The 22,233-nt window shown below is 35.6% G+C and carries 25 protein-coding genes and 1 pseudogene; 18 read left to right on the top strand and 8 right to left on the bottom strand.

Features of this window, described 5'->3' with window-relative positions:
• The first annotated feature begins 59 nt into the window (after nt 1-59).
• From egtB to ULVI_RS13005, 4 genes are read left to right on the top strand one after another with little or no spacing between them, the layout of a single operon-like run.
• The gene (egtB, locus tag ULVI_RS13020; RefSeq protein WP_068593475.1) at nt 60-1,223 is read left to right on the top strand and encodes an ergothioneine biosynthesis protein EgtB; all 1,164 of its coding nucleotides are present in this window, start codon (nt 60-62) and stop codon (nt 1,221-1,223) included.
• A gap of 10 nt (nt 1,224-1,233) precedes the next feature.
• A complete protein-coding gene (locus ULVI_RS13015; protein WP_068593239.1) occupies nt 1,234-2,205 on the top strand; it encodes an L-histidine N(alpha)-methyltransferase in 972 nt (323 codons plus the stop codon).
• A 28-nt stretch (nt 2,206-2,233) separates the two neighbouring features.
• Nucleotides 2,234-2,794, top strand: a complete 561-nt coding sequence (locus ULVI_RS13010; protein WP_068593238.1) for a DUF3124 domain-containing protein — start codon at nt 2,234-2,236, stop codon at nt 2,792-2,794.
• 20 nt (nt 2,795-2,814) lie between these two features.
• Nucleotides 2,815-3,096, top strand: a complete 282-nt coding sequence (locus ULVI_RS13005) for a DUF427 domain-containing protein (protein WP_068593237.1) — start codon at nt 2,815-2,817, stop codon at nt 3,094-3,096.
• Here ULVI_RS13005 and ULVI_RS13000 read toward each other — a convergent pair whose 3' ends face one another.
• Nucleotides 3,097-4,176, bottom strand: coding sequence for an aminotransferase class V-fold PLP-dependent enzyme (locus ULVI_RS13000; protein ID WP_068593236.1), 1,080 nt, complete (start codon nt 4,174-4,176; stop codon nt 3,097-3,099).
• A 92-nt stretch (nt 4,177-4,268) separates the two neighbouring features.
• Between ULVI_RS13000 and ULVI_RS12995 the strand changes: the two genes are divergently transcribed.
• The 5 genes from ULVI_RS12995 to fabD all read left to right on the top strand — a co-directional run bounded on the left by ULVI_RS12995 (nt 4,269) and on the right by fabD (nt 7,654).
• Entirely contained in the window at nt 4,269-4,700 is a 432-nt protein-coding gene (locus ULVI_RS12995) for a 2TM domain-containing protein (protein ID WP_068593235.1), read from the top strand.
• Complete coding sequence (locus ULVI_RS12990) at nt 4,697-5,179, top strand: dihydrofolate reductase (protein ID WP_068593234.1); 483 nt, start codon at nt 4,697-4,699, stop codon at nt 5,177-5,179. The genes ULVI_RS12995 and ULVI_RS12990 overlap by 4 nt, the downstream gene beginning before the upstream one ends.
• A gap of 73 nt (nt 5,180-5,252) precedes the next feature.
• Complete coding sequence (locus ULVI_RS12985) at nt 5,253-6,104, top strand: fructosamine kinase family protein (RefSeq protein ID WP_068593233.1); 852 nt, start codon at nt 5,253-5,255, stop codon at nt 6,102-6,104.
• Between the two features lie 77 nt (nt 6,105-6,181).
• The gene (locus ULVI_RS12980; RefSeq protein ID WP_068593232.1) at nt 6,182-6,685 is read left to right on the top strand and encodes a pyridoxamine 5'-phosphate oxidase family protein; all 504 of its coding nucleotides are present in this window, start codon (nt 6,182-6,184) and stop codon (nt 6,683-6,685) included.
• An 87-nt stretch (nt 6,686-6,772) separates the two neighbouring features.
• A complete protein-coding gene (gene fabD, locus ULVI_RS12975) occupies nt 6,773-7,654 on the top strand; it encodes an ACP S-malonyltransferase (RefSeq protein WP_068593231.1) in 882 nt (293 codons plus the stop codon).
• Nucleotides 7,655-7,725: 71 nt separating this feature from the next.
• Here the strand turns inward: fabD and ULVI_RS12970 are convergent, their stop codons facing one another.
• From ULVI_RS12970 to ULVI_RS12950, 5 genes are all read right to left on the bottom strand, one after another.
• A complete protein-coding gene (locus tag ULVI_RS12970; protein ID WP_068593230.1) occupies nt 7,726-7,917 on the bottom strand; it encodes a hypothetical protein in 192 nt (63 codons plus the stop codon).
• Nucleotides 7,918-8,028: 111 nt separating this feature from the next.
• The gene (locus ULVI_RS12965) at nt 8,029-9,243 is read right to left on the bottom strand and encodes an outer membrane beta-barrel protein (protein WP_068593229.1); all 1,215 of its coding nucleotides are present in this window, start codon (nt 9,241-9,243) and stop codon (nt 8,029-8,031) included.
• Nucleotides 9,244-9,306: 63 nt separating this feature from the next.
• Nucleotides 9,307-10,584 carry a metal-dependent hydrolase family protein gene (locus ULVI_RS12960; protein ID WP_068593228.1) on the bottom strand — a complete coding sequence of 426 codons (1,278 nt, stop codon included), beginning with the start codon at nt 10,582-10,584 and terminating at the stop codon, nt 9,307-9,309.
• A gap of 43 nt (nt 10,585-10,627) precedes the next feature.
• Nucleotides 10,628-11,647, bottom strand: a complete 1,020-nt coding sequence (galE, locus tag ULVI_RS12955; protein ID WP_068593227.1) for a UDP-glucose 4-epimerase GalE — start codon at nt 11,645-11,647, stop codon at nt 10,628-10,630.
• 77 nt (nt 11,648-11,724) lie between these two features.
• The gene (locus ULVI_RS12950) at nt 11,725-12,882 is read right to left on the bottom strand and encodes a DegT/DnrJ/EryC1/StrS family aminotransferase (protein WP_068593226.1); all 1,158 of its coding nucleotides are present in this window, start codon (nt 12,880-12,882) and stop codon (nt 11,725-11,727) included.
• Nucleotides 12,883-13,084: 202 nt separating this feature from the next.
• Here ULVI_RS12950 and ULVI_RS12945 point away from each other — a divergent pair, with 202 nt between their 5' ends.
• On the top strand, nt 13,085-14,335 hold the full coding sequence (locus ULVI_RS12945; RefSeq protein WP_068593225.1) for a 3-deoxy-D-manno-octulosonic acid transferase: 1,251 nt from the start codon (nt 13,085-13,087) through the stop codon (nt 14,333-14,335).
• Between the two features lie 4 nt (nt 14,336-14,339).
• Here the strand turns inward: ULVI_RS12945 and ULVI_RS12940 are convergent, their stop codons facing one another.
• A complete protein-coding gene (locus tag ULVI_RS12940; RefSeq protein WP_068593224.1) occupies nt 14,340-14,993 on the bottom strand; it encodes a DUF2461 domain-containing protein in 654 nt (217 codons plus the stop codon).
• 119 nt (nt 14,994-15,112) lie between these two features.
• On the opposite strand from ULVI_RS12940, the gene ULVI_RS12935 reads away from it, so the two are divergent.
• Genes ULVI_RS12935 through ULVI_RS12925 form a run of 3 tightly spaced genes read left to right on the top strand, consistent with a single transcriptional unit; the run spans nt 15,113 to nt 15,858 of the window.
• Nucleotides 15,113-15,340 carry a hypothetical protein gene (locus ULVI_RS12935; protein WP_068593223.1) on the top strand — a complete coding sequence of 76 codons (228 nt, stop codon included), beginning with the start codon at nt 15,113-15,115 and terminating at the stop codon, nt 15,338-15,340.
• Nucleotides 15,341-15,372: 32 nt separating this feature from the next.
• Nucleotides 15,373-15,594: a hypothetical protein gene (locus ULVI_RS12930; RefSeq protein ID WP_068593222.1), complete on the top strand. Its 222-nt coding sequence runs from the start codon at nt 15,373-15,375 to the stop codon at nt 15,592-15,594.
• Nucleotides 15,595-15,621: 27 nt separating this feature from the next.
• Nucleotides 15,622-15,858 (top strand): hypothetical protein, encoded by a 237-nt coding sequence (locus ULVI_RS12925; protein ID WP_068593221.1) that lies wholly within the window; start codon nt 15,622-15,624, stop codon nt 15,856-15,858.
• 51 nt (nt 15,859-15,909) lie between these two features.
• Here the strand turns inward: ULVI_RS12925 and ULVI_RS12920 are convergent, their stop codons facing one another.
• Nucleotides 15,910-16,680: an XRE family transcriptional regulator gene (locus tag ULVI_RS12920; protein ID WP_068593220.1), complete on the bottom strand. Its 771-nt coding sequence runs from the start codon at nt 16,678-16,680 to the stop codon at nt 15,910-15,912.
• Nucleotides 16,681-16,787: 107 nt separating this feature from the next.
• On the opposite strand from ULVI_RS12920, the gene ULVI_RS12915 reads away from it, so the two are divergent.
• The 5 genes and pseudogenes from ULVI_RS12915 to ULVI_RS12895 all read left to right on the top strand — a co-directional run.
• On the top strand, nt 16,788-18,071 hold the full coding sequence (locus ULVI_RS12915) for a putative DNA modification/repair radical SAM protein (protein WP_068593219.1): 1,284 nt from the start codon (nt 16,788-16,790) through the stop codon (nt 18,069-18,071).
• Nucleotides 18,068-18,838, top strand: coding sequence for a TIGR03915 family putative DNA repair protein (locus tag ULVI_RS12910; protein WP_068593218.1), 771 nt, complete (start codon nt 18,068-18,070; stop codon nt 18,836-18,838). The genes ULVI_RS12915 and ULVI_RS12910 overlap by 4 nt, the downstream gene beginning before the upstream one ends.
• 45 nt (nt 18,839-18,883) lie before the next feature.
• On the top strand, nt 18,884-19,120 hold the full coding sequence (locus tag ULVI_RS12905) for a hypothetical protein (RefSeq protein ID WP_068593217.1): 237 nt from the start codon (nt 18,884-18,886) through the stop codon (nt 19,118-19,120).
• A gap of 600 nt (nt 19,121-19,720) precedes the next feature.
• The gene (locus ULVI_RS12900) at nt 19,721-21,418 is read left to right on the top strand and encodes a hypothetical protein (protein WP_068593216.1); all 1,698 of its coding nucleotides are present in this window, start codon (nt 19,721-19,723) and stop codon (nt 21,416-21,418) included.
• A 117-nt stretch (nt 21,419-21,535) separates the two neighbouring features.
• A pseudogene (locus ULVI_RS12895) lies at nt 21,536-22,233 on the top strand (hypothetical protein); the annotation flags it as partial.

Genomic DNA, 22,233 nt, shown 5'->3' with positions numbered 1-22,233 from the left:
TAACAGAATAAAATTAGTATATTTAAAGTGTCGATACATTAATGTTCGACACTTTTTTTATGATCATTACCGAAAATTTAATAACTTTTTTTTCTGAAACCCGAGAACATACTGAAGCTCTTTGCAAACCTTTGGAAATTGAAGATTATGTTGTACAACCCATTGTAGATGTTTCTCCTCCAAAATGGCATCTAGGACATACGACATGGTTTTTTGAAGAATTTATTTTGAAACATCACAAACCAAACTATCAGCTTTTTAATGAAGATTTTGCTTTTGTTTTTAATAGCTATTATGAAAGTATTGGAAAAAGAGTGGTGCGTAATGATCGTGGAAATCTCTCACGCCCTGGCGTAGCGAAAGTTTACGATTATCGTCACTATGTCACTAACGAACTTAAAGAATTATTAAGTTCTAATGTTTCTAAAGAAGTTGAAATGCTATTGCTCATGGGAATTCATCATGAAAAACAGCATCAGGAATTGTTAATGACCGACATAAAATACATACTCGGAAACAATCCTTTACTTCCAAGGTACAACGATACGTTCGAAGAGGACTACACGCAGTCGTTTCCCTCAAAATGGATCACAATGAACGAAGGGATTTATGAAATAGGCCACGACAACCCCAGTAGCTTTTGTTATGATAATGAATTAGGAAGACATAAAGTTTTTATACACGAATACAACATTTCCAATAAACTAGTAACTAATAAAGAATATTTAGAATTTATTAATTCTGGAGGTTATGAAGACTTCAATTTATGGCATGCTGAAGGTTGGGATTGGTTAAAACAAACCAAGATTTCTCAACCTATGTATTGGCACAATATCGATGGAGATTGGCACCATTATACATTAAAAGGGCTTCAAAAATTAAATTTAGATGCTCCGGTAATGCACATTTCCTATTTTGAAGCATTCGCTTATGCACAATGGAAGGGTTGCAGGCTTCCTACCGAATTCGAATGGGAAGCTGCACAAAAGCTGTTCGAATGGGGCAGTAGGTGGGAATGGACCGAAAGTGCTTACCTACCATACCCAGGATACAAAAAAGCTCCTGGAGCCATTGGTGAGTACAATGGAAAATTCATGGTAAATCAAAAAGTCTTACGAGGCAGTTCGGTTGTAAGTCCGAATCATCACATACGACCAACATATCGAAATTTTTTTCAAACAAATCTTAGGTGGCAATTCACCGGAATTAGACTAGCAAAATAAGACCACTTTAATGAACATAACGACTAAACCTTCTCTCGACACGGCTTTCAAAAAAGAGGTCTTTCAAGGGCTTACCAACAGTCCTAAATATCTTTCTTCTAAATACATTTATGATGCTACAGGAGATAAGCTTTTTCAAGACATTATGGCGTTGCCAGAATATTATTTAACAAACTGTGAATTCGAAATTTTAGACTTACACAAAGAAGCAATTGCTAAACTTTTCGCAACAACTACCGGGACCTTTGATCTTATAGAATTAGGCGCAGGTGACGGAAAAAAAACAAAAGTCTTATTACGCCACTTTTCTGAAAAGAAAATTAATTTTGTTTACAAACCAATAGATATTAGTCAAAATGCAATCGATCAACTTTCAGAAAAACTTTCCGAAGAATTACCTCAAATCACGGTCGATGCGGAAAAAGGAGAGTACTTTGAAGTATTGGACCGTTTAAAAACATACCGATCAAGAAAAAAGGTAATTTTAGTTCTAGGGTCTAATATTGGCAATTTGTTACACCCTCGCGCAATCGATTTTCTATCGAATTTAAAAGATAGTATGGGCGATGACGACCTTTTATTTATGGGGTTTGATCAAAAAAAAGATCCTCAAATTATTTTAAACGCATATAATGATCCAACAGGGGTAACGGCAGCTTTTAACAAAAATCTACTCACTCGTATTAACCGAGAGCTCGGTGGAAATTTCGATGTTTCAAAATTTAAACACTGGGAACGCTACGATCCAGAAACTGGCACAGCTAAAAGTTTTTTGGTCGCTACAGAAGCACAAAAAGTCACTATTTCTGAATTAAATTTAGATTTAACATTCGATCCTTGGGAAACAATTCACACAGAAATTTCTCAAAAATATGACGATAATGTTGTAGAATGGCTTGCTTCCGAATCGGGACTGGTAATAGAAACTTCATTTTCAGATAGCAAAGGATATTACAAAGATTATGTTTTCAGAAAAAAATAAACTATCTTTTACAGTCAACTAGTAAAACATGAAGCCCACCTTATTCTTTCTAATTTTTCTTACTCTATTAGCATGCGACAATCCTGTTAAAGAGATAAACACAACCGTAGACAACCACATTCCACCCGAAAATAATTGGACACAACGAGCAGCAGCTAAAGCTCTTGCTGATAGCGTAAAAGTTACAGGCGCAACATATTTGCCTGTTTATTCTGAAATCTATCAAAGAAATAAAGATTATACCTATAATCTTACTGCCACGGTAAGCATTAGAAATATAAGTTTAACCGATACTATCTATTTACATAAAGCTGATTATTATGATACCCACGGTGAAAAAATTCGTTCTTATTTTAATAAAAAAGTATATGTAAAACCCATGGAAACTATTGAAATTGTGGTAAATGAAGATGACAAAAAAGGAGGTACTGGAGCAAATTTTATTTTTGAATGGTCTAAAGAAAATGGTGCGTTAGATCCGTTTTTTGAAGCCGTAATGATTTCTACTTCTGGGCAACAAGGTATCTCGTTTACGACACAAGGAATAATGAAGTGGCGAGAATTAAAAGGCCGAAAAATTCAAGATTAAAAGTATTAAATATTAGATGTATGAAAGCTATTTGGAATGAAAAAATACTTGCCGAAAGCGATAAAACAGTTGTTATAGAAAACAACCATTATTTTCCACCAGAATCACTAAATAAAGAATATTTTACTGAAACTACAACTCACACACATTGTCCTTGGAAGGGGGAAGCCTCCTACTATACATTAGAAGTTGACGGAAAATCAAATCCAGATGCTGCTTGGTATTATCCAGAAACTTCTCACGCTGCAAAGCCAATTGAGGGATATGTAGCTTTTTGGAAAGGTGTTGAAATTAAAGAATAACTATTTTTTTACAACATTAATTAAATGCTCTAAATCTTCCTGCGTATTGTAAAAGTGATAACTTACTCGAATACCTTTTCCACGTTGAGAACAGATAATTTGTTCTTTTTTTAATTTCTGAAATAGCGCTTCGTCTCCTTGAATTGTTAGTATAGATGAATAATTATCTCTCTCTATAATGCAATCATCAATAAGACCCAATTCTGAAAATTGTTCTCTTGCATACACCGCTAAAGAATGTATCTTTTCTGAAATAGTTTCAATTCCTAGTTGCTTCAGAAACAATATAGACTGTTCTAATGAGCCATAATTTAATGTATCTTGATGTCCTGGTTCAAAACGACGCATAAACGCAACATCATCTCTTTTGCTATAAGCAGCTTCTGCAGAATTAAAACCTATTGTCGATGGGAATAATTTAGTATGTATTGCTTCTTTCACCATAAGAATTCCATTTCCGTATCCAGACAATAACCACTTATAGCAACTTGCTCCCATAACATCTATAGGACTTTCCGAAAAAGAAAAAGCCTCAGTACCTAAGAATTGTGTTCCATCTGCAATTAGAATAAGATCCGAATGGTAGGCTTTTAATTGTTTTAAAAAATTGAGATCGATCTTAATACCACTCAAGTATTGCACCATACTAAAGGCAAACACATCGGGACGATATTTTGCAACAGCTTCTTCAATATTTTTTTCTAAATGTCCATCGATATTTGCATAGCATACATCGAAATCCCGATTTTCAAACGGCCAATTAATAGACGGATAATCGTTTTTTAATAACAGAACTTTTCGTTTTTGTGGCAACCCTTCAATTAAAGTATTTAACCCAAATGAGAAATTCGGTATAAGAGCAATTTCTTTTAATTGAGCGTCAAAAAAACTTGAAACAGTATTTCGGATTCTTGCAACATGATCGCGGTGTAAATCTCTAAAAACACTTCCACCGTCAAGCAGTTTTTTATCATGTGCTGCACGCCACTCAACCAATCTATTTGAAAGTAATCCACAAGAAGCTGTATTTAAATATGTAAACGAATCAAGGGCTGGAAATTCGGTCTTAAAATTTTTCATAAATCTAGGTTTAACGGCTAAAATTCGGTAATTTTACGAGAAGTGTCTTCAAATAAATGACGCTTTAAAACGCAGCTTAAAAGTAACCAAGAATGTTTTCAAAATCTACTAAATCTGAAAGAATCGACCCAGAGCAGCGCGAGCAATACGAATACGCTCGCAAACGCATAAAACAGAAAAAAAATCTAATGCGTCATTTTATTGTCTTTTTGGTTGGCTCTGTGTTTTTAATTATTCTCAACAAAGTGCTACACGTTGGTGATGAGTTCTTTATTAAAGACTGGTTTGTTTGGGCGATTTTAATTTGGGCTTTTTTATTTATAATACATCTTTTTAATGTATTAGTAATGAATAAATTCATGGATAAAGAATGGGAAAATAGACAACTTGAAAAATTAAAAGCAAGACAAACCGATCGCATTGCCGAACTAAAAAAACAGGTAGATGAGGAATTACAACTACCAAGACAATCGGATTTAAAAAAAAACGAGAACCCCAACCTTTTACCACCAGACGTAGAATGATTACAATGATAGCCGCTGCGGGCGAAAACAACGAACTTGGTAAAGACAATGAATTGGTATGGCATTTACCCCACGATTTTAAGCGTTTTAAACAATTAACTACTGGACATCATATCATCATGGGGAGAAAGACTTTTGAGTCGTTCCCAAAGCCGCTTCCCAATCGTACCCATGTAGTAATCACTCGAAATAAGGAGTATAAAAAAGAAGGTGCTGTTGTTGTTCACAGCATGGCAGAAGCAATAAATTTAACCGATGGAGACTCACAACCTTTTATAATTGGAGGTGGTGAAATTTATACGCTCGGACTTCCATTTTCTGATAAGATTGAACTAACCCGTGTTCACGGAACTTTCGACGCTGACGCATTTTTTCCAAAATTCGAAAAAGACCGATGGCAATTAATTACAGAAACTAGACACGAAAAAGATGAACGACATAAGTACGCTTTTACGTTCGAAACATGGGTGAAAAAATAAGACTCTAAAGATGTTTTAAAATCTTATTGAAGCTATTATTTATAAGGTTGATACATTCTCTTATATATCTCTTATGTCTATATCACAGATCTTTCAAAAAATAGCTACAGATAATTTTTTAGAAATTAAGGAAGCAACTTCACTTAGAGGCGGCGACATTAATGAAGTAACACTGCTTTCTTGTACCACTGGATATTTTGCACTTAAAACAAATTGTGTAAATCGATTCCCTAAAATTTTTTCTACCGAAGCTAAAGGGTTGTCATCCTTAGAGAAGTCCAAAAGCTTTTTAACTCCTAAAGTAATAAATGAAGGCAGAATAGAAGAAACATTATACCTCCTTTTAGAGTACATCCCTCCTAGTGCTCCCTCTCAAAATTTTAATGAGAATTTTGCAAAACAGCTTACGCAGCTCCACCGCAATACACAAACTAAATTTGGACTTGATCATTCTAACTATATTGGAAGCCTTCCACAATACAATTCTTTTAAAACTACCGCAGCTTCCTTTTATATTGAACAACGTCTACAACCTCAACTAGAAATGGCGAACAATAGGGGGTTTCTATTTTCTAATGTACCTTCAGTAATTAAGAATATTACAAACGAAATTCCCAATGAACCATCAGGATTAATTCATGGTGATCTTTGGAATGGAAATTACCTAATTTCAGAAAAAGGTCAACCTGTCCTTATCGATCCCGCCGTGGCCTATGCCCCTCGTGAAATGGATCTCGCCATGATGCACCTCTTTGGCGGATTTTCCGATGAAATTTTCAATCTATACAATGAGATTTATCCTTTAGAACAAAATTGGAAAAATCGTATCGATCTTTGGCAACTCTATTATTTACTTGTTCACTTAAATCTCTTCGGAAGCAGCTACTTACATAGTGTCTCACGTATTTTAAAAAAATATTCTTAACAAAACTTTGCAGATAGTTTGGCAAATTGTTGGGGGTACTTCTGAAGGTTTCATGGTATATTTAAAATAAAAAAACTATGAGTACAGAAAACCTTTATAACGACGAAGCAATAAAAAAAATCAAAGACATAGCTACCGATGTTGATTTTGCAATGCTCGCAACCGACCTCTCTTCACCAGCACCACTAAATGCAATTCCGATGAGCACCAAAAAAGTGGATGAACACGGAAACATTTGGTTCTTAAGTAATAAAAATAGTGATCATAATAAGGATCTTGAAAAAGATGCGAGTTGCCAATTGTTGTATAGTGGCGGAAGTGACATGAAATTTTTAAGTGTCTACGGAAATGCCGTTATAACTACAGATCGCACTGTAATCGATGAATTGTACAGTAGTACAGACAGTGCATGGTTCGACGGAAAAGATGATCCAAATATAACCGCAATAAAGTTTCAACCAAGTCAAGCTGCATATTGGGATCGTGGCTCCAGCAAACTTGTTTCTCTTTTTAAGATGGCTAAAGGAGCAATTACTGGTGAAAATCAAAATATTGGAACTTCGGGTAAATTAAATGTTTAAAATTTAATCCCCAAACAGAATCCGCTTTTCGATTATTCGGAAAGCGGATTTTTTATTTCTATTTTTACACATCTAAACCACCACATAATGAAAGCATATATTTTTCCAGGACAAGGGGCCCAATTTACAGGAATGGGTAAAGACCTATATGATTCTTCTTCGGAAGCAAAAAAATTATTTGAACAAGCAAACGATATATTGGGGTTCGACATTACAAAAATAATGTTTGAAGGCTCTTCTGAAGCTTTAAAAGAAACAAAGGTCACTCAACCTGCTATATTTTTACATTCTACCATTCTCGCTACGGTAATGGGCAAAGCATTTCAACCAGATATGGTCGCAGGACATTCACTAGGAGAAATTTCTGCATTAGTTGCGAATAAAACTCTTGCTTTTGAAGATGGGCTACAACTGGTTTACAAACGTGCGTTAGCGATGCAAAAAGCTTGCGAACATGAACCGTCTACAATGGCAGCAGTCTTAGGAATGGAAGACCATTTAGTTGAAGCAATTTGTGCAGATACAGAAGGAATTGTTGTAGCTGCAAATTACAACTGCCCCGGTCAACTGGTAATTTCGGGAGCAATAGATGCCGTAAATAAAGCGTGTGAAAATTTAAAAGAAGCTGGCGCAAAACGAGCCTTACTGTTACCCGTAGGTGGTGCATTTCATAGTCCGTTAATGGAACCTGCCAGGGAGGAATTAGCAGCTGCTATAGAAGCAACCGAATTTCGCAAACCAGCTTGTCCTATCTACCAGAACGTTTCTACATTCGCAGTGACAGATCCGAAGGAAATTCAAAAGAATTTAATCTTTCAACTAACGGCTCCAGTGAAATGGACTCAGAGTGTTCAAAATATGATAAAAGATGGTGCCACAGAATTCATCGAAGTGGGCCCTGGAAATGTTTTACAAGGATTGGTGAAAAAAATCGACAGAAGTATGACCACTTCTAAGGCCACCTTATAAATACAAAATAGCGCTTAAAAAAAATCCGATACATCAATGTACCGGATTTTTTTATTTCTATGTTAAATATTCTAGGCTGTTATTCTGCAATCTTCACAGTCTTTAACCTTTCCGTAATAAGTCTCACGGTATTTATGTATTGTTTTAAAAGGAATATTTAAAAATGTTTTCTTTACATAAATTACATTTGCTGTAAACATTCCCATTGCTTCCGTAAAACGTTTCTCTTTTTTTGTTTTTCGTTTAACCTGTATCAATTTCATGGTATCATCTCTTTGGCACAAAGAAACAAAGGAATATGTAGAATATCAAGGATTTGCCGTTAAACCTTCGTTAATCGAGTGTTAATCTCCCTAGTGTAAGTAGGCTAAATACTAGAACAAAGTATACCCTACAATAATAGAAGATTGTTTATAATTAACAGGAAATTCATTGGTTTCGGCAGCTAGTGATCTGTTCGTAAAGAAGCGAAACTCAGCACTTAATCGTTCTCCATATTTGTACCCAATACCAAATGCAAGATTTGATCCAGAATCTAATTCACGATCGTTAATAGGGCTGAACTCCCAATCTACAATAGAATCGGTAACAAAATCGTATACAAATGCTACATTAAAAAATATTTTTGAGGTGTCATTCAAAAATAAATAATGTCGAATTCCAACAGGAATTTCCAAAGAGGAATATTTTATAGCAACATCCTGAAAATCTTCAACTGTTGATCTAAAAGGAATGGTAACCTCAGATTCTAAAGAGCGATAGGTAGGCTCAAGAAACACACTCCATTTATTATTAAAACCTAACACAAGTTCTGCTTCAACACCAATTCTAAAATTTGTCTGGCTTCCGAAGTCTGCAGCAAAACTAGGTACTACAGCACTCATTAATTCAATAGAGCTAAAATTAACACCTGGCCTAATGGTTAAATTAAATTCACCAGAAGAAGTAGCGGGTTCTATGACTTTGAAATCAACATTTTTACATTGATTGTATTTTTTAAAAAAATTTATTAATTTTTTACGATTATATTGAAGTTTAGAAACTTCAGATCGAGAAATCCCCTCACAACTAAGTGTGTTGAAAAGCTGCTGACGGTATTGATTGTTTTCAGCTATTTGATAATCTGTTTTCATATACCTCTTATAAAACAGTTGTTTAGGAGTTTCTCCGTTAAGACTATAAAAGTATTTTAATCCATTATTTTCAAATTGAAACAAGCTAGCTTCCCCTTCCACTAAAACTTTTAACAGAATAGTTTGTTCAATGTAGTTCGCCTGTGAATTACTATCTAGATCTGCTTTGTTTCCTGGTTCTGACCAAAGATCTATTTGAACCGTGTGTTTCACAAATTTGAATACATTAGGAACAGAAATTTCTTGAACATTAGAAATAGTCTTGGTTTTTACTTCACTATTTTCATTAATCTTATAAATAAACTGTTTTGGTGTGTTTCTCCAGTCTTCATTTTTTATAAGACAATCAGTACGTTCACCAGAGGTGGTAATAAAATAACCATGAAGAAACTCGGTTTGGGCATTAGCGGTTAGACTTACTAATACACAGAGTAGAAATAATAAATGTTTAGACATATATAAGTTTTTTGGGGGGAGCAATAAAACAAAGACGAAAATAAAAATAATTATTACATAGAATTACTTTTTATAGACTTTTCCACTTTTCATAACAAAAACTACATTTTCCATAGTCTTAATATTTTCCGTTGGATCTTCATTTACAGCGATAATATCTGCAAAAGCACCAGTTTCAAGTACACCAATCTTTCCTTCCATATCTAAAAGCATTGCATTGGTAGTAGTGGCCGACAGTATTGCATCCATTGCAGGCATTCCCGCTTCGACCATGTATCCAAATTCTTTTCCATTTTCACCGTGAGGAAAGACTCCGGCATCGGTACCAAAAGCAATTCCTACCCCTTTTTTGTAGGCACGGCCAAACATATTCTGAATTTTTGGACCAATTTCTAAAGCTTTGGGAACAATAATGGCTGGGTAGTAATTTGGAATTTTTGCTTTATCCGACACATATTTTCCAGCTGTTATAGTGGGTACTAAATAAGATTTTTTTTGCTTCATCAGCTCCATAGTAGCATCGCTCATTAAAGTTCCATGTTCTATGGTTTTAACGCCAGCACGTATGGCGCGTTGCATCCCTTCATCCCCATGCGCGTGTGCTGCAACTTTCATGTCGTAATCTTTTGCTGTAGTTACAATTGCAGTAATTTCTTCTTCTGTAAATTGTGGGTTCTTTCCACTTTTAGCAACACTTAATACGCCTCCAGTGGCAGTAATCTTAATCCAGTCGGCCCCGTTTTTATAGCGTTGCCGCACTGCTTTCTTCGCGTCCTCTACGCTATTCACAACACCTTCTTTAGGACCGGGATCTCCCATTAACTCTTTACTTCTTCCATTGGTAGGATCGGCATGACCTCCAGTGGTTGCCAATGATTTTTCGGCAGTAAAAATACGAGGACCCGTAGTAGTTCCTTTATTAATTGCATTACGTAAAGCGACATTCACCCCACTGCCACCCAGATCACGAACGGTTGTAAAACCAGCCATAAGGGTTCGTTCTGCAATTTCTGCTGCTTTAAATGCAACGTCAGCTTCATTTAACGTATAGGCTTCCAAATATCGATTTGGGTTTGTTTCCCCTTCAATATGTACATGCATATCGATCAGTCCGGGTAGTACAGTTTTATTCTTCAGATCAATTACCGTTGCATTTTCTGAATTGGAATTAGTAAATCCGTCTTCAATTCGAAGAATTTTATCTTCAGAAATTACAATTGATTTATTTAAAAGAACTTTTCCACTTTTCGTATCGACAATCTTTCCACAGTAAAGTATTGTCTCTTGTGCGTTGCTTCCGAAGAAAATAAAAATAAATATCAAACCTACTAGCTGTCTCATGCGCTGAACTTTATATACGTATTAAATATCTGAAAAAATACCATTAACTTTTTCGTAATTGCTGCTCCCATTTCCATGCTGACTCTAGTGCTTCTTCCATGGTGCGTTTTGCTTTCCAGCCGAGCACTTCATTGGCTTTAGTGGTATCTGCGAATACTGCAGTTACATCACCCGGTCTTCTGTCTACAATTTTATAATTTAAATTTTCTCCGGTTACTTTTTCGAAGGCATTAATTACTTCTAGGACAGAACTCCCTTTGCCTGTACCTACATTAAATATCTCGAACTTTTTCTGGTTATTATTTTTAAGCAAACGCTGTAACGCTACAACATGCGCATCTGCCAAATCTGATACATGAATATAATCTCGTACACAGCTTCCATCGGTCGTGGGGTAATCATCGCCAAAAACTTGTAGCTGCTCACGAACGCCTGCTGCCGTTTGGGTAATAAAGGGAACTAAATTTTGAGGAACTCCAACGGGAAGCTCCCCTATTCGTGCCGTTTCATGAGCGCCAATTGGATTAAAATAACGCAGCGCAATAGAATTTAATTCTAAAACCGAACATACGTCCCGAATAATTTCTTCACTAATTTGTTTGGTATTCCCATAGGGAGAGGTTGCACTTTTTACAGGAGCATTTTCTGTAATTGGAAGAGAGTCGGGTTCACCATAAACCGTACATGATGAGCTAAAGATGAAATTCTTTATATGATGTGCTTTGCATTCCTGTAATAAATACACCAAAGTATTAAGATTATTCTCATAATATAATAAAGGATTTTCAACACTTTCACCCACAGCTTTACTTGCTGCGAAATGAATGACTCCGCTTATATCTGTATGTTCTTTAAAAAAAGCAACTACATCTTGTTTTATTCTAAGATCCAGTCTATCGAATACTGGTGCTTTTCCAGTAATATTAGTAATACCTTCTAAAACATCTAGTGATGAATTAGAAAGATTATCTACAACAATAACTTTAAATCCTGATTTCTGTAAAGCCACAACGGTATGAGATCCAATATATCCTAATCCTCCAGTTACAAGTATTTTTTTCATATATATTTTCCCGTCAAAGGGGTAAATTTTTAGTTACATACACATCTTATATGCTCGTAGATGGCACTATAGTTTATTTATTTTTTAATGAATTCGATTATTTTATTCGTGATATATTCGATTTGTTCGTCATCTAACTCGGTGTGCATGGGTAATGAAATTACTTCTTTCACTAATTGATTGGTCACTGTAAAATCTTCTTCATTATACCTTGAATCTGCATATGCTTTTTGAAGGTGTAACGGAATTGGGTAATATACACCACACGGTATATCATTAGCATTTAAATGTTTTACCAATCCATCTCTATCTCCATCTACAATACGTAATGTATATTGATGAAATACATGACAATCGCAAGTGTCACAAATAGATATCCCAGCATCACAATATCCTGTTGGGGTAATAATATTTGGAATGTTAGATAAAGCTTTCGAATACTTACGCGCTGCATTTCTTCGAGCTTCATTATACGCATCAAGATTTGGTAATTTCGCACGAAGTACTGCAGCTTGAATAGAGTCAAGACGTGAATTCACCCCAACTACATCGTGGTGATATCGCTCGTACATTCCATGATTTACAATTCCTCGAATAGTATGTGCCAATGCATCATCATTGGTGAAAATAGCACCGCCATCACCATAGCAACCAAGATTTTTAGAAGGAAAAAATGAAGTGGAACCCACATGACCAATCCCTCCCGTTTTAACTTTTTGCATATCACGAGTAGTGTATGTAGCTCCAATCCCTTGAGCATTATCTTCTATTACATAGAGATCGTGCTCTTTAGCAATATCCATAATTGCATCCATATTCGCTGCCAGTCCAAATAAATGCACTGGAACGATCGCCTTTGTTTTAGGCGTAATAGCATTTTTAATTGCTTCTATATCTATATTAAAATTAACGGGGTCTACATCTACCAATACAGGAGTTAACTGTAATAATGCAATTACTTCCACAGTAGCAGCAAATGTAAAATCGGCTGTGATAACTTCATCGCCTGGTTTTAAACCGAGCCCCATCATAGCAACTTGCAACGCATCGGTACCATTAGCACAGGGAATAACGTGTTTTACTCCCAAATAATTTTCTAATTCTTTTTGAAATTCATGGACTTCAGGACCATTTACGAAAGCTGTAGATTCGATTACGTTGAGTACAGAAGTATTCACACGATCTTTTATATGTTGGTATTGGCCTTTAAGATCGACCATTTGGATTTTTTTCATACGCTGATTGTTCTCCCCTTTATTCTAAAATAAGATATTATAGGGTGTATAATATTCAGGATTTTTAACTTTGAATGTTGCGCTCTCTACGCTTCGTAAAATTACAAAATTTGAGCACGGTTAACAATCTAAATTTACTGCTCTTAAAATCCTACAACATCCCTGCTATTTTTTGCTCTTGAATTTGGTACTTTAGCATCCTATGAAATTTGTGTATACAATTGGAATTTATATCGCGACATTCATCCTTTGGATCGCTCAATTTTTCAGTAAAAAAATGAAAAAATTTGTGTCTGGGAGATCGAATGTTTTCGATACACTTCAGAAAAACATACAAGCTTCCGATACGTCAATTTGGTTTCATTGTGCCTCTTTAGGCGAGTTCGAACAAGGACTACCTATTATGGAGGCTTTAAAAAAAGAAGCTCCAAACTATAAAATCATCGTTTCTTTTTTTTCGCCCTCTGGATATGAAATAAGAAAGAATGCAGCTATTGCAGATGTCGTCGTTTATTTGCCAATGGACACGCCAGACAATGCCAAACGTTTTATAAAAATTGCCCACCCCACAATGGCTATATTCATTAAATATGAGTTTTGGCCTAATTATCTTTTTGAACTGCAAAAACAAGGCATAGCATCGTTTCTTATATCGGGACTATTTAGAAAGGAGCAATTATTTTTTAAATCGTATGGGGGCTTTATGCGTAAAGCCTTAAAAACCTTCAATCATATTTTAGTTCAAAATGAAGCTTCAGAAAGATTACTTCATTCTATTGGTCTACCAAATGTAACCGTGAGTGGCGATACAAGGTTCGATCGTGTATCACAGCAGATTGAACAAAATAACGAACTCGACTTTGTTTCAGAATTTAAAAACGACGCATTATGTGTTGTGTGTGGCAGTACCTGGCCTGAAGATGAAGCTGTTTTGCTTCAATACATTAACAATGCTCCAAAAAATGTAAAGTTTATCGTCGCTCCTCACAAGTTAGATTCTTCAAAAATTGAAACTTTCAGAAAAAATATTCAGAAAAAAACAATTCTATATTCAGATAGATTGAAAGCCGACCTTAAAGATTTCGAGGTTTTTATTATAGACACTATTGGTTTACTTACAAAAATTTACGCATATGCAGACATCGCCTATGTGGGTGGAGCAATGGGAAATACAGGTTTACATAACATTTTAGAACCAGCCACCTTTGGAGTCCCTATCGTTATAGGTAAGAATTATAGTTTATTTCCAGAAGCAGTTAGATTACAACACCTTGCCGGATTGTTTACAGTGCGTACTCCTAATGAATGTTCAGAAATTTTTACAAAATTAGCAACAGACACAAATTTTAGAAATAAAACAGGAATGATCGCGGAGCATTTCGTTAATAAAAATACTGGTGCTACAAAAAAAACAATTTCCGTTATAAAGGCACATGCATTATTACCCAGTTAAAAAATTAAACGGTAACTGCTTTATTTAGATACCTTCGAAAAGGCAGCATTTCCCTATAAGTGGCAATTACTTTTGCTTCGAATTCATCTTCCATTACTTCTTCTAAAGTAAAAGGTCTTACGACAGCAAAAGATTTTCTACGCAACAAATCGATATGGCGATGTTCTTGTGAAAACCCTTTCGGAGCAGTTTTTAATGGGTCATCTTTAACGAGACTTCCAAACATTTCTTTAAACGATTTCTTTGAAAGTATGTGCTTTAGCTCTTCCCCATCATAATCTATCGCTTCACGAATACTCCTCAATACTTTTGAAGAGGGATGCCAATATCCTCCTCCTATAAAAGTTTCAAACACTCCAAATTGAAGGTAAAAATCTCCTTGCTTAGAGACTTGATCTAACCCTGCCCCAAAATGATCTTTATAAATGGGCTTATTAGGATGAAACATTAGGTTATTATTAATACGGTTAATAGCGTTTTTACCAGGAGTATTAAAATAATTTTTATCGATTTCAGCTAATTTTAAATTCATTTCTTCCAACCAAGCGATCAAGAAATCGCGATTTTGATGGTAAGTTTCATGATGTGCGTTCATCCACTCCTTATTGTTATTATTTTGAAGATCTCTCAAGAATGTATAGAGGGAATTAAAGCTCATTTTTTCTTTTAAAGCTACAGAATTGGTAAGGTTACCCTTAAAATTTTAATAAAACTTTATCAATTTACAACTGTTAAAATTGTAGTTTTGGATCAACAATTTAACACAATCTAATAATTATGAAAAAAATTGCAATTGCAATTGCATTAGTAGGAGCTACCTTTTTAACTACTTCTTGCAGAGAGACAAAAACAGAAACTAAAGAAGTAATTCGTGAAGTTGAAGTCGAGGTTGAAACCGATGATGCTGCAGATGACGGAATTCTTGAAAGAACTGCTAAAGAGATCGACAAGGAAGTAAATGAAGAGGTAAATGAAGAGATCGATAAAATTGGAAATGACGATTAAATTTTATAACTAATAATTAAACACAAACCATTATGAAAAAAGTATTTTTAAGCCTAGCATTAGTAGCAGCAATAAGTGTTTCGTTCACTTCATGCAGAGAGACAAAAGAAGATAAAGTAGAAATTAATGTTGATGATGCAGATGATGTAGCAGACGACGTTGAAGATGCTATCGACGATGCAGGTGATGCTATCGAAGAAGGTGTTGACGAAATTCAAGAAAACACTGGTACTGGTGGTACAGACGACAACTAAACAACAAACAACCAAAACCAATTTAATATGAAAAAAGTAGCTTTAATAACTCTTTCAGCTTTATTTTTAAGTGTTTCATTCACTTCTTGCAGAGAGCAAAAGACAGAGAGTGAACAGTTAATTGAAGAAATGAAAGAAGACGGAGCCGAAATCGATGTAAGTGATGACGGACAGAAAGTGAAAATGGAAACTGAAAATAAAGAGGTTAAAATTAAAACCGATGATGAGGGTAATACCAAAATCAAAACGGATGATAATAACTAGTATTTAGTTTTTAGATATAAACAGAACGGCTCTTGAAAAAGGGCCGTTTTTTTATGTATTTAAGTCTTGTATTTGTCCTTTTAATTCTTGCATAGATTGTTGGAGTTGGCGAAGTAAAGAACTGTCGTTTGGCTCATCGATGCCAAAGGTAAGCTTACTGTTTACCATCCACAATTCTTGAATATCCTTTACGGAAACATCGATAGGTATATAACTTTCATTTAAAGAAATAAGACGTACTTTGTCGGGAGCATTTAAAACCTTCTGAAGTTTTTTAACTAATACCGAATCTTTTAATACAACGATGTAAATTCTACTGTCACTCGCTTCTGAAACACTTGGCACCGCTTTCCCTAAGACCCACTCATTAGGGCGGATATTTGGCAACATGCTATCTCCCTCAACTTGAAACCCACGATATGTAGCATTTCGATATTCTGGCAACGGAATATTAAATGCTGGAAGTGTTTCATACCATTCTGTATCTTGTATATTATGAGGGTACCCCGCGGCGGCTTTTTGATTAACTAATAATATAGTTTCTTTTTCTTGAGCATCTAGCGTAATTACTTTCGGACTTACATCTCCCCCATTAATATCTATATATTGCGTAAAACTTTTTCCAAACAACCACAACGGATTAATATTAAAACGCTGCAACAACTCCATCACTACCTTTCCAGAAATTTTTGTTTTACCTCGTTCGATATCTGCTGTGGTAGCACCAATTTCGAGCAATTCAGCGAAAGCTTGCTGCGTAAAATGTTGTTCTTCTCGCACCTTTTTAAATCTTCTCGCTTCAATAGATAATTGTGTTTCCATATTCAAATATAGCATTTTATGGAATTAATCCAAATTATTAAAGGAATAAATCCAGTATATAGGAATATTTCCATATTTTTGTCTTATTTCCAAATAAAATTAAGCGTATGAATTTTGAACGCATTAAAGAAAAACTAAACATCTTAGCAGATGCCGCTAAATACGATGTTTCATGCTCATCGAGTGGAAGCAAACGAACCAATAAGAATAAAGGCTTAGGTGATAGTAGTGGCATGGGCATTTGTCATTCCTATACCGAAGACGGAAGATGTGTTTCTTTATTAAAAATTTTACTTACCAATCATTGTATTTTCGACTGTGCATATTGTGTCACACGAAAAAGTAACGACATAAAAAGAGCAGCCTTTAAAGTTCAAGAGGTGGTAGATCTTACCATTAACTTTTACCGAAGAAACTATATTGAAGGACTTTTTTTGAGTAGTGGAATTTTTAAAAATGCCGATTACACAATGGAACGCTTAATTGCTGTAGCTAAAAAATTGAGGGAAGAAGAGAATTTTAATGGGTACATACATTTAAAATCTATTCCCGGCGCTAGTGATGAATTAATGCGCGAAGCAGGTTTATATTCAGATCGATTAAGTGTGAATATTGAAATTCCTTCAGAAAAAGGACTCAAGCTTTTAGCGCCAGAAAAACATCGAAGTGATTTTATAAAACCGATGCAAAAAGTTACCAATGAAATTATACAATATAAAAATGAGAAAAAACTAATAAAAAGCACTCCACTCTACGCGCCTGCAGGACAAAGCACTCAAATGATTGTGGGTGCCAGCGGAGAGACCGATGCTGAAATTATGTACACCTCAGCTTATTTTTATAAAAAGTTTAATTTAAAACGAGTGTATTATTCGGGGTACATTCCAATTAGCTACGACCAACGCCTTCCTTCTATAGGCACCGAAGTCCCCATTTTAAGAGAAAATAGATTGTATCAAACCGATTGGCTACTTCGATTTTACGGTTTCGATATTCGGGAATTATTAAACAAAGATCATCCTAATTTAGACAGTGATATCGACCCAAAATTAAGTTGGGCATTGCGTAATTTAGATCAATTTCCAATAAATATTAATACCGCCGAAAAACGCATGTTGGCAAGAATCCCTGGACTAGGAATGAAATCGGTTGGAAAGATTCTTCAAGCAAGACGATTTAGAAAACTTAATTGGGAGCATTTAAAATTAATTGGCATTGCCATGAACCGTGCTAAGTACTTTATGGTATGCGATTCACGTGTATTCGAAACTAAAGACCGAACTGCTGCACAAATAAAAGGGCTAATTTTACAAGAATCGAACAGTAAATTTAGAAAAACCTTTAACAATCAATTAAATTTATTTGATGCTACTTCAAAACTTTCAGTATGAACACAATTTTAGCATACGATGGTTCTTTCGATGGATTTTTAAGTGGTGTTTATGAAATTTATGACCGTAAATTAATGGGAGTACCCCTTCAGAAGCAAGCAATTACTTCGGAAACATTTTTCGACACGATTGAAACTATCAACACCAATTCTAGAAAAGCAGCTCGCGTATGGAAAGGGATAAAAAAAAACTGTTCAACTCAAGGAAGGCAAAACATATATAAAGTGTTTTTAAGTGAGTCCCCTTTAACAGAAAGTCTTTTATTACATTATTTACATCGTGCCTTTACAGAAAAGGGGAAGATCGATTCAGATTTTTCAGACCCTAAAGTTTTAGAGGTAAGCAAAATTGCTAAGAAAGTAGATCGTGAAAAACATCGTATGGATGCGTTTGTACGCTTTAAACAAACAAAAGATGGGATTTATTTTGCAATAGTAGCACCAGATTTTAACACACTCCCCTTAAATGCATCACATTTTAAAAAACGATATGCCGATCAAAAATGGATTATCTATGATACGAAAAGAGATTATGGCCTTTTTTACAATTTAAATACAGTAGAAACAATTACAATAGATTTACCACCATCCATCTTAAATGCAACTACTTCAAATGCTATTTTTACTTCGGAAGAAATTCAATTTCAAGAGCTTTGGAAGAATTATTTTAAAAGTACAAATATTGTTTCTCGAAAAAATATGAAACTGCACATACAACACGTTCCGAAGCGGTATTGGAAATATTTAAGCGAAAAGCAATCGACCTAAAAAAAAATCCTATTTTTACTTTTTTAAAAATTTAAACCATCAACCATGAAAAAATTATTTGTAACATTCGCTGCATTAAGTTTACTTGTATCGATCACCTCATGTAGAGAAACTACCGAAGAAAAAACTGAAGATGCTCTAGAGGCTGCAGCCGAAGACACCGAAAACAATTTAGAAGCGGCAGGTGATGCTATTGAAGAAGCTGTTGAAGAGACTGGAGATGCTATAGAAAATGCAGCTGAAGAAGTTGAAGATGAGATTGAAGGTAACGACGATCACTAAACCCACAGATTTCTGTACACGTATTAAAATGCCTTGTAAGTTTACAAGGCATTTTTGTATTTAATTAACAATTTAATTTCTTTAAGCATAACAACGAATTCCTACCTTTATACTTAATTCTACATACGTATACTACATCTACAAAGTCACTATAACTATAGCATTTAACTCTTTCTAAAATTAATTAGTAAAAAGTTAAATAGTATCTTCCTACAAAATATGTTACAACAAATAAATTAAATTTAACATTTTTTTAACATTTCTGTTTTATCGATCAATGACCCAATTTATTCCATAGATGACCTAATTGTAATAAAATACACTTTTTAAGTAGGAATTTTCCTAAGTGTTATTACGTAATCTTCAAATAGCACCTTATTACCATTTTAATTATTCGCTTTATTTTCAGACATTTGAGTTGTCATTTTATTGACACCCTCTAATTATTATAACAAACTTATCCCTCATAGTTTTTTCGTTTGTAGTAAAGAACTTTCATTAAAATATTCCCTTTATAATCATAATTCTAATTTGCTTCTTATATAAGGAGTACGCTATAATAACACCAAATAAATCAATTTATTAACTAAATTTTAAATCATGAAAAAAGTTGTATTAAGTGTAATGACACTAATGGTAGGCTCTTTGGCTTTCGCTCAAGTGAGTGGAGATGCCTCAGCACCACAAACAGAAGAGGCAGATTTTGCAGTAGGAGCAGCGGCACCAAGCAATGCCGTACAAACTTTACAGGCGGGTGTAGAAAACTATATGCTTGTTCGCCAAGAAGGAACTTCCTCTTCCGTGTACATCGACCAGTCCGAAGGTGGCGCAGGTATTGGAAATCTTGTTTATGTTCGTCAAAGTGGTGATGTAAACGACAATCAATCTTTAAGTGGTGAAGACAATGATGCAACGGTGCGTCAGGCAGGTTTCGAAAATGAAGGATATGTTCGTCAGGAAGGTGATGGTAACGATGCTGCATTAACACAAACTTCGAGTGTGGATAACAGTATTGGATATATCCGTCAAGGAACCGGTGAAAATGCAGAAGACAACTATGCAGGAATGGTACAAACAAACGGTACTAATAACTCTGGTTGGATTCAGCAAACGTACGATAATAGTGAAGCATTAACGCTACAGAATGGTTCAAACCACCAGGCGTTAACCAATCAGAATGCAAATCCGGATAACTCTGCAGGACACAACGCACGGGTTGAGCAAAACGGAGACGGACAAATGTCTTATGTAGCACAAACAGGAAGCGGGTCTTCTGCCGATGTTTTACAAAATGGAGACGGAAACTATTCTGATGTACAACAAACAGGTGGTGGTGCTTTAGTATCGGCTAACAACACGGCTGATGTAGATCAAAATGGTGTTCAGAACAAATCTTTTGTAAACCAAACCAACAGAGAAAATGCATCTGTCGTTGATCAACTTGGGAATCTTAATAAGTCGGATGTCGCACAATCGGGAGTTGGTGCCAACGAAGCAACGGTGATACAAGAGGGACAAGTAAATTACGCCCATCAAAGACAGACAAATTCTGTTGATGGTAGTGAGGCCAACGTTGCTGTGATCTCCCAAGGAGATTTTGGAAATATTGGATTGACAACAGGTCTTAATCCACAAATTAATAATGTGTTTATTAATCTCGGATTTTCAGCAGGAAACACTCCCGGAAATGAAGCTGATAACAGCGTTGCGTTTCAGGATCAAACCGGTTCTGGTAACATTGCAGAAGCACAACAATTTGGTTCTATAGATGGAGCTGCGGTTCTTTCAAACACGTCTAAGCAAATACAAGTTGGTGATGATAACGTTGCTGCGGTGGTTCAAAATGCTCGTGTCGATGTAGGTGATGGTTCAGATGACGGTGCTAATGATGCTTTACAAATGCAAACCGGAGATGCTTCTACGGCGATACTTTTACAATTTGGGGACAACAATAGCGCATGGAGTATTCAGGATGGTGCAGATAGTATGCTGGCTGCGCAAGGCGGATCCAGAAATGAAATGGTAACCAAGCAATTTGAAGGTGCCAACTTTATGGAAATAGCTCAAAACGGAAGTGATAATGGTGTATATGCTGCTCAACGTGATGGACATAGCTTTACAGGAACTCAGTCGGGAATGAACAACGTAATGGAAGTACTACAAGTAGGACCTGCGGGGAACCTAATGGAAACGATCGATTGCGAAATTCCTGACCCAATGTTACCAATGGATCTTCCAAACATGCAGGATCTTGGAATTCCGAATATTACAGTACCTGAATTATGTGCAGATTGTTAAGATCTCCAATACTATATTCAACTAACTAATTTAAAAACAGGTCACCTCTACCTAGCGGTGACCTGTTTTCTTTTTTTACATACCAAATAAATCAATTAATAACTAAATTTCAATTTTATGAAAAAAGTAGTATTAAGTGCAATGGCACTCATGGTGGGGTCTTTCGTCTTTGCTCAAGCAAGCAGTGATGCATCTGCTCCAGGCGTAACTCAGGCAGCAGACCTAACAGGTGGTGCTGCACAAGCAAATCGTGTTGAAAACACACAATCAGGTACCGAAAACTACATGCTAGTACGACAAGAAGGCACCTCTTCTTCTGTATTTATCGATCAATCTGGCGGGGGTGCTGGAACCGATGAGGGCAACCTTATCTATGTGGCTCAAGCGGGTGATGTAAATGGAAACACAGGATTGAGCGGACAAGCAAATGCTGCGGATGTGCGTCAAAGCGGAACTTCTAATGAAGGATATGTGTATCAAGGTGGAGATCGAAATGCTGCAGGAATGCAACAATCGGGTGACGATCAAATCGCTTACATTCAACAAGGAGTTTTAAATGCTGAAGACAATTATGCAGGTGTTGTTCAAAGTGGTGATACCCACTCATCGTGGATCTTTCAAGGACATGATAATAACGAAGCCTTATCTCTTCAATCGGGTAGCGGACACGCTTCCAAGGTCGACCAAAATTCTGCACCGGACGGTTCTCCGGGACACAATGCTCGTGTAGAACAAGAAGGTACAGGACAGATGTCTTATGTAGAGCAGGATGGAAATAATTCGGATGCAGATGTTTTTCAAACAGGAGCAGGGAA

Source organism: Cochleicola gelatinilyticus, assembly GCF_001637325.1.
Lineage (GTDB): Bacteria > Bacteroidota > Bacteroidia > Flavobacteriales > Flavobacteriaceae > Cochleicola > Cochleicola gelatinilyticus.
Note: the sequence above shows the minus strand (reverse complement) of the source record. Positions and strands in the feature narration are given on the sequence as shown.

Excerpts from the sequence above, each read along its gene's own strand:
- egtB (WP_068593475.1), top strand. The coding sequence starts at position 60 with ATGATCATTACCGAAAATTTAATAACTTTTTTTTCTGAAACCCGAGAA.
- ULVI_RS13015 (WP_068593239.1), top strand. The coding sequence starts at position 1,234 with ATGAACATAACGACTAAACCTTCTCTCGACACGGCTTTCAAAAAAGAG.
- ULVI_RS13010 (WP_068593238.1), top strand. The coding sequence starts at position 2,234 with ATGAAGCCCACCTTATTCTTTCTAATTTTTCTTACTCTATTAGCATGC.
- ULVI_RS13005 (WP_068593237.1), top strand. The coding sequence starts at position 2,815 with ATGAAAGCTATTTGGAATGAAAAAATACTTGCCGAAAGCGATAAAACA.
- ULVI_RS13000 (WP_068593236.1), bottom strand. The coding sequence starts at position 4,176 with ATGAAAAATTTTAAGACCGAATTTCCAGCCCTTGATTCGTTTACATAT.
- ULVI_RS12995 (WP_068593235.1), top strand. The coding sequence starts at position 4,269 with ATGTTTTCAAAATCTACTAAATCTGAAAGAATCGACCCAGAGCAGCGC.
- ULVI_RS12990 (WP_068593234.1), top strand. The coding sequence starts at position 4,697 with ATGATTACAATGATAGCCGCTGCGGGCGAAAACAACGAACTTGGTAAA.
- ULVI_RS12985 (WP_068593233.1), top strand. The coding sequence starts at position 5,253 with ATGTCTATATCACAGATCTTTCAAAAAATAGCTACAGATAATTTTTTA.
- ULVI_RS12980 (WP_068593232.1), top strand. The coding sequence starts at position 6,182 with ATGAGTACAGAAAACCTTTATAACGACGAAGCAATAAAAAAAATCAAA.
- fabD (WP_068593231.1), top strand. The coding sequence starts at position 6,773 with ATGAAAGCATATATTTTTCCAGGACAAGGGGCCCAATTTACAGGAATG.
- ULVI_RS12970 (WP_068593230.1), bottom strand. The coding sequence starts at position 7,917 with ATGAAATTGATACAGGTTAAACGAAAAACAAAAAAAGAGAAACGTTTT.
- ULVI_RS12965 (WP_068593229.1), bottom strand. The coding sequence starts at position 9,243 with ATGTCTAAACATTTATTATTTCTACTCTGTGTATTAGTAAGTCTAACC.
- ULVI_RS12960 (WP_068593228.1), bottom strand. The coding sequence starts at position 10,584 with ATGAGACAGCTAGTAGGTTTGATATTTATTTTTATTTTCTTCGGAAGC.
- galE (WP_068593227.1), bottom strand. The coding sequence starts at position 11,647 with ATGAAAAAAATACTTGTAACTGGAGGATTAGGATATATTGGATCTCAT.
- ULVI_RS12950 (WP_068593226.1), bottom strand. The coding sequence starts at position 12,882 with ATGAAAAAAATCCAAATGGTCGATCTTAAAGGCCAATACCAACATATA.
- ULVI_RS12945 (WP_068593225.1), top strand. The coding sequence starts at position 13,085 with ATGAAATTTGTGTATACAATTGGAATTTATATCGCGACATTCATCCTT.
- ULVI_RS12940 (WP_068593224.1), bottom strand. The coding sequence starts at position 14,993 with ATGAGCTTTAATTCCCTCTATACATTCTTGAGAGATCTTCAAAATAAT.
- ULVI_RS12935 (WP_068593223.1), top strand. The coding sequence starts at position 15,113 with ATGAAAAAAATTGCAATTGCAATTGCATTAGTAGGAGCTACCTTTTTA.
- ULVI_RS12930 (WP_068593222.1), top strand. The coding sequence starts at position 15,373 with ATGAAAAAAGTATTTTTAAGCCTAGCATTAGTAGCAGCAATAAGTGTT.
- ULVI_RS12925 (WP_068593221.1), top strand. The coding sequence starts at position 15,622 with ATGAAAAAAGTAGCTTTAATAACTCTTTCAGCTTTATTTTTAAGTGTT.
- ULVI_RS12920 (WP_068593220.1), bottom strand. The coding sequence starts at position 16,680 with ATGGAAACACAATTATCTATTGAAGCGAGAAGATTTAAAAAGGTGCGA.
- ULVI_RS12915 (WP_068593219.1), top strand. The coding sequence starts at position 16,788 with ATGAATTTTGAACGCATTAAAGAAAAACTAAACATCTTAGCAGATGCC.
- ULVI_RS12910 (WP_068593218.1), top strand. The coding sequence starts at position 18,068 with ATGAACACAATTTTAGCATACGATGGTTCTTTCGATGGATTTTTAAGT.
- ULVI_RS12905 (WP_068593217.1), top strand. The coding sequence starts at position 18,884 with ATGAAAAAATTATTTGTAACATTCGCTGCATTAAGTTTACTTGTATCG.
- ULVI_RS12900 (WP_068593216.1), top strand. The coding sequence starts at position 19,721 with ATGAAAAAAGTTGTATTAAGTGTAATGACACTAATGGTAGGCTCTTTG.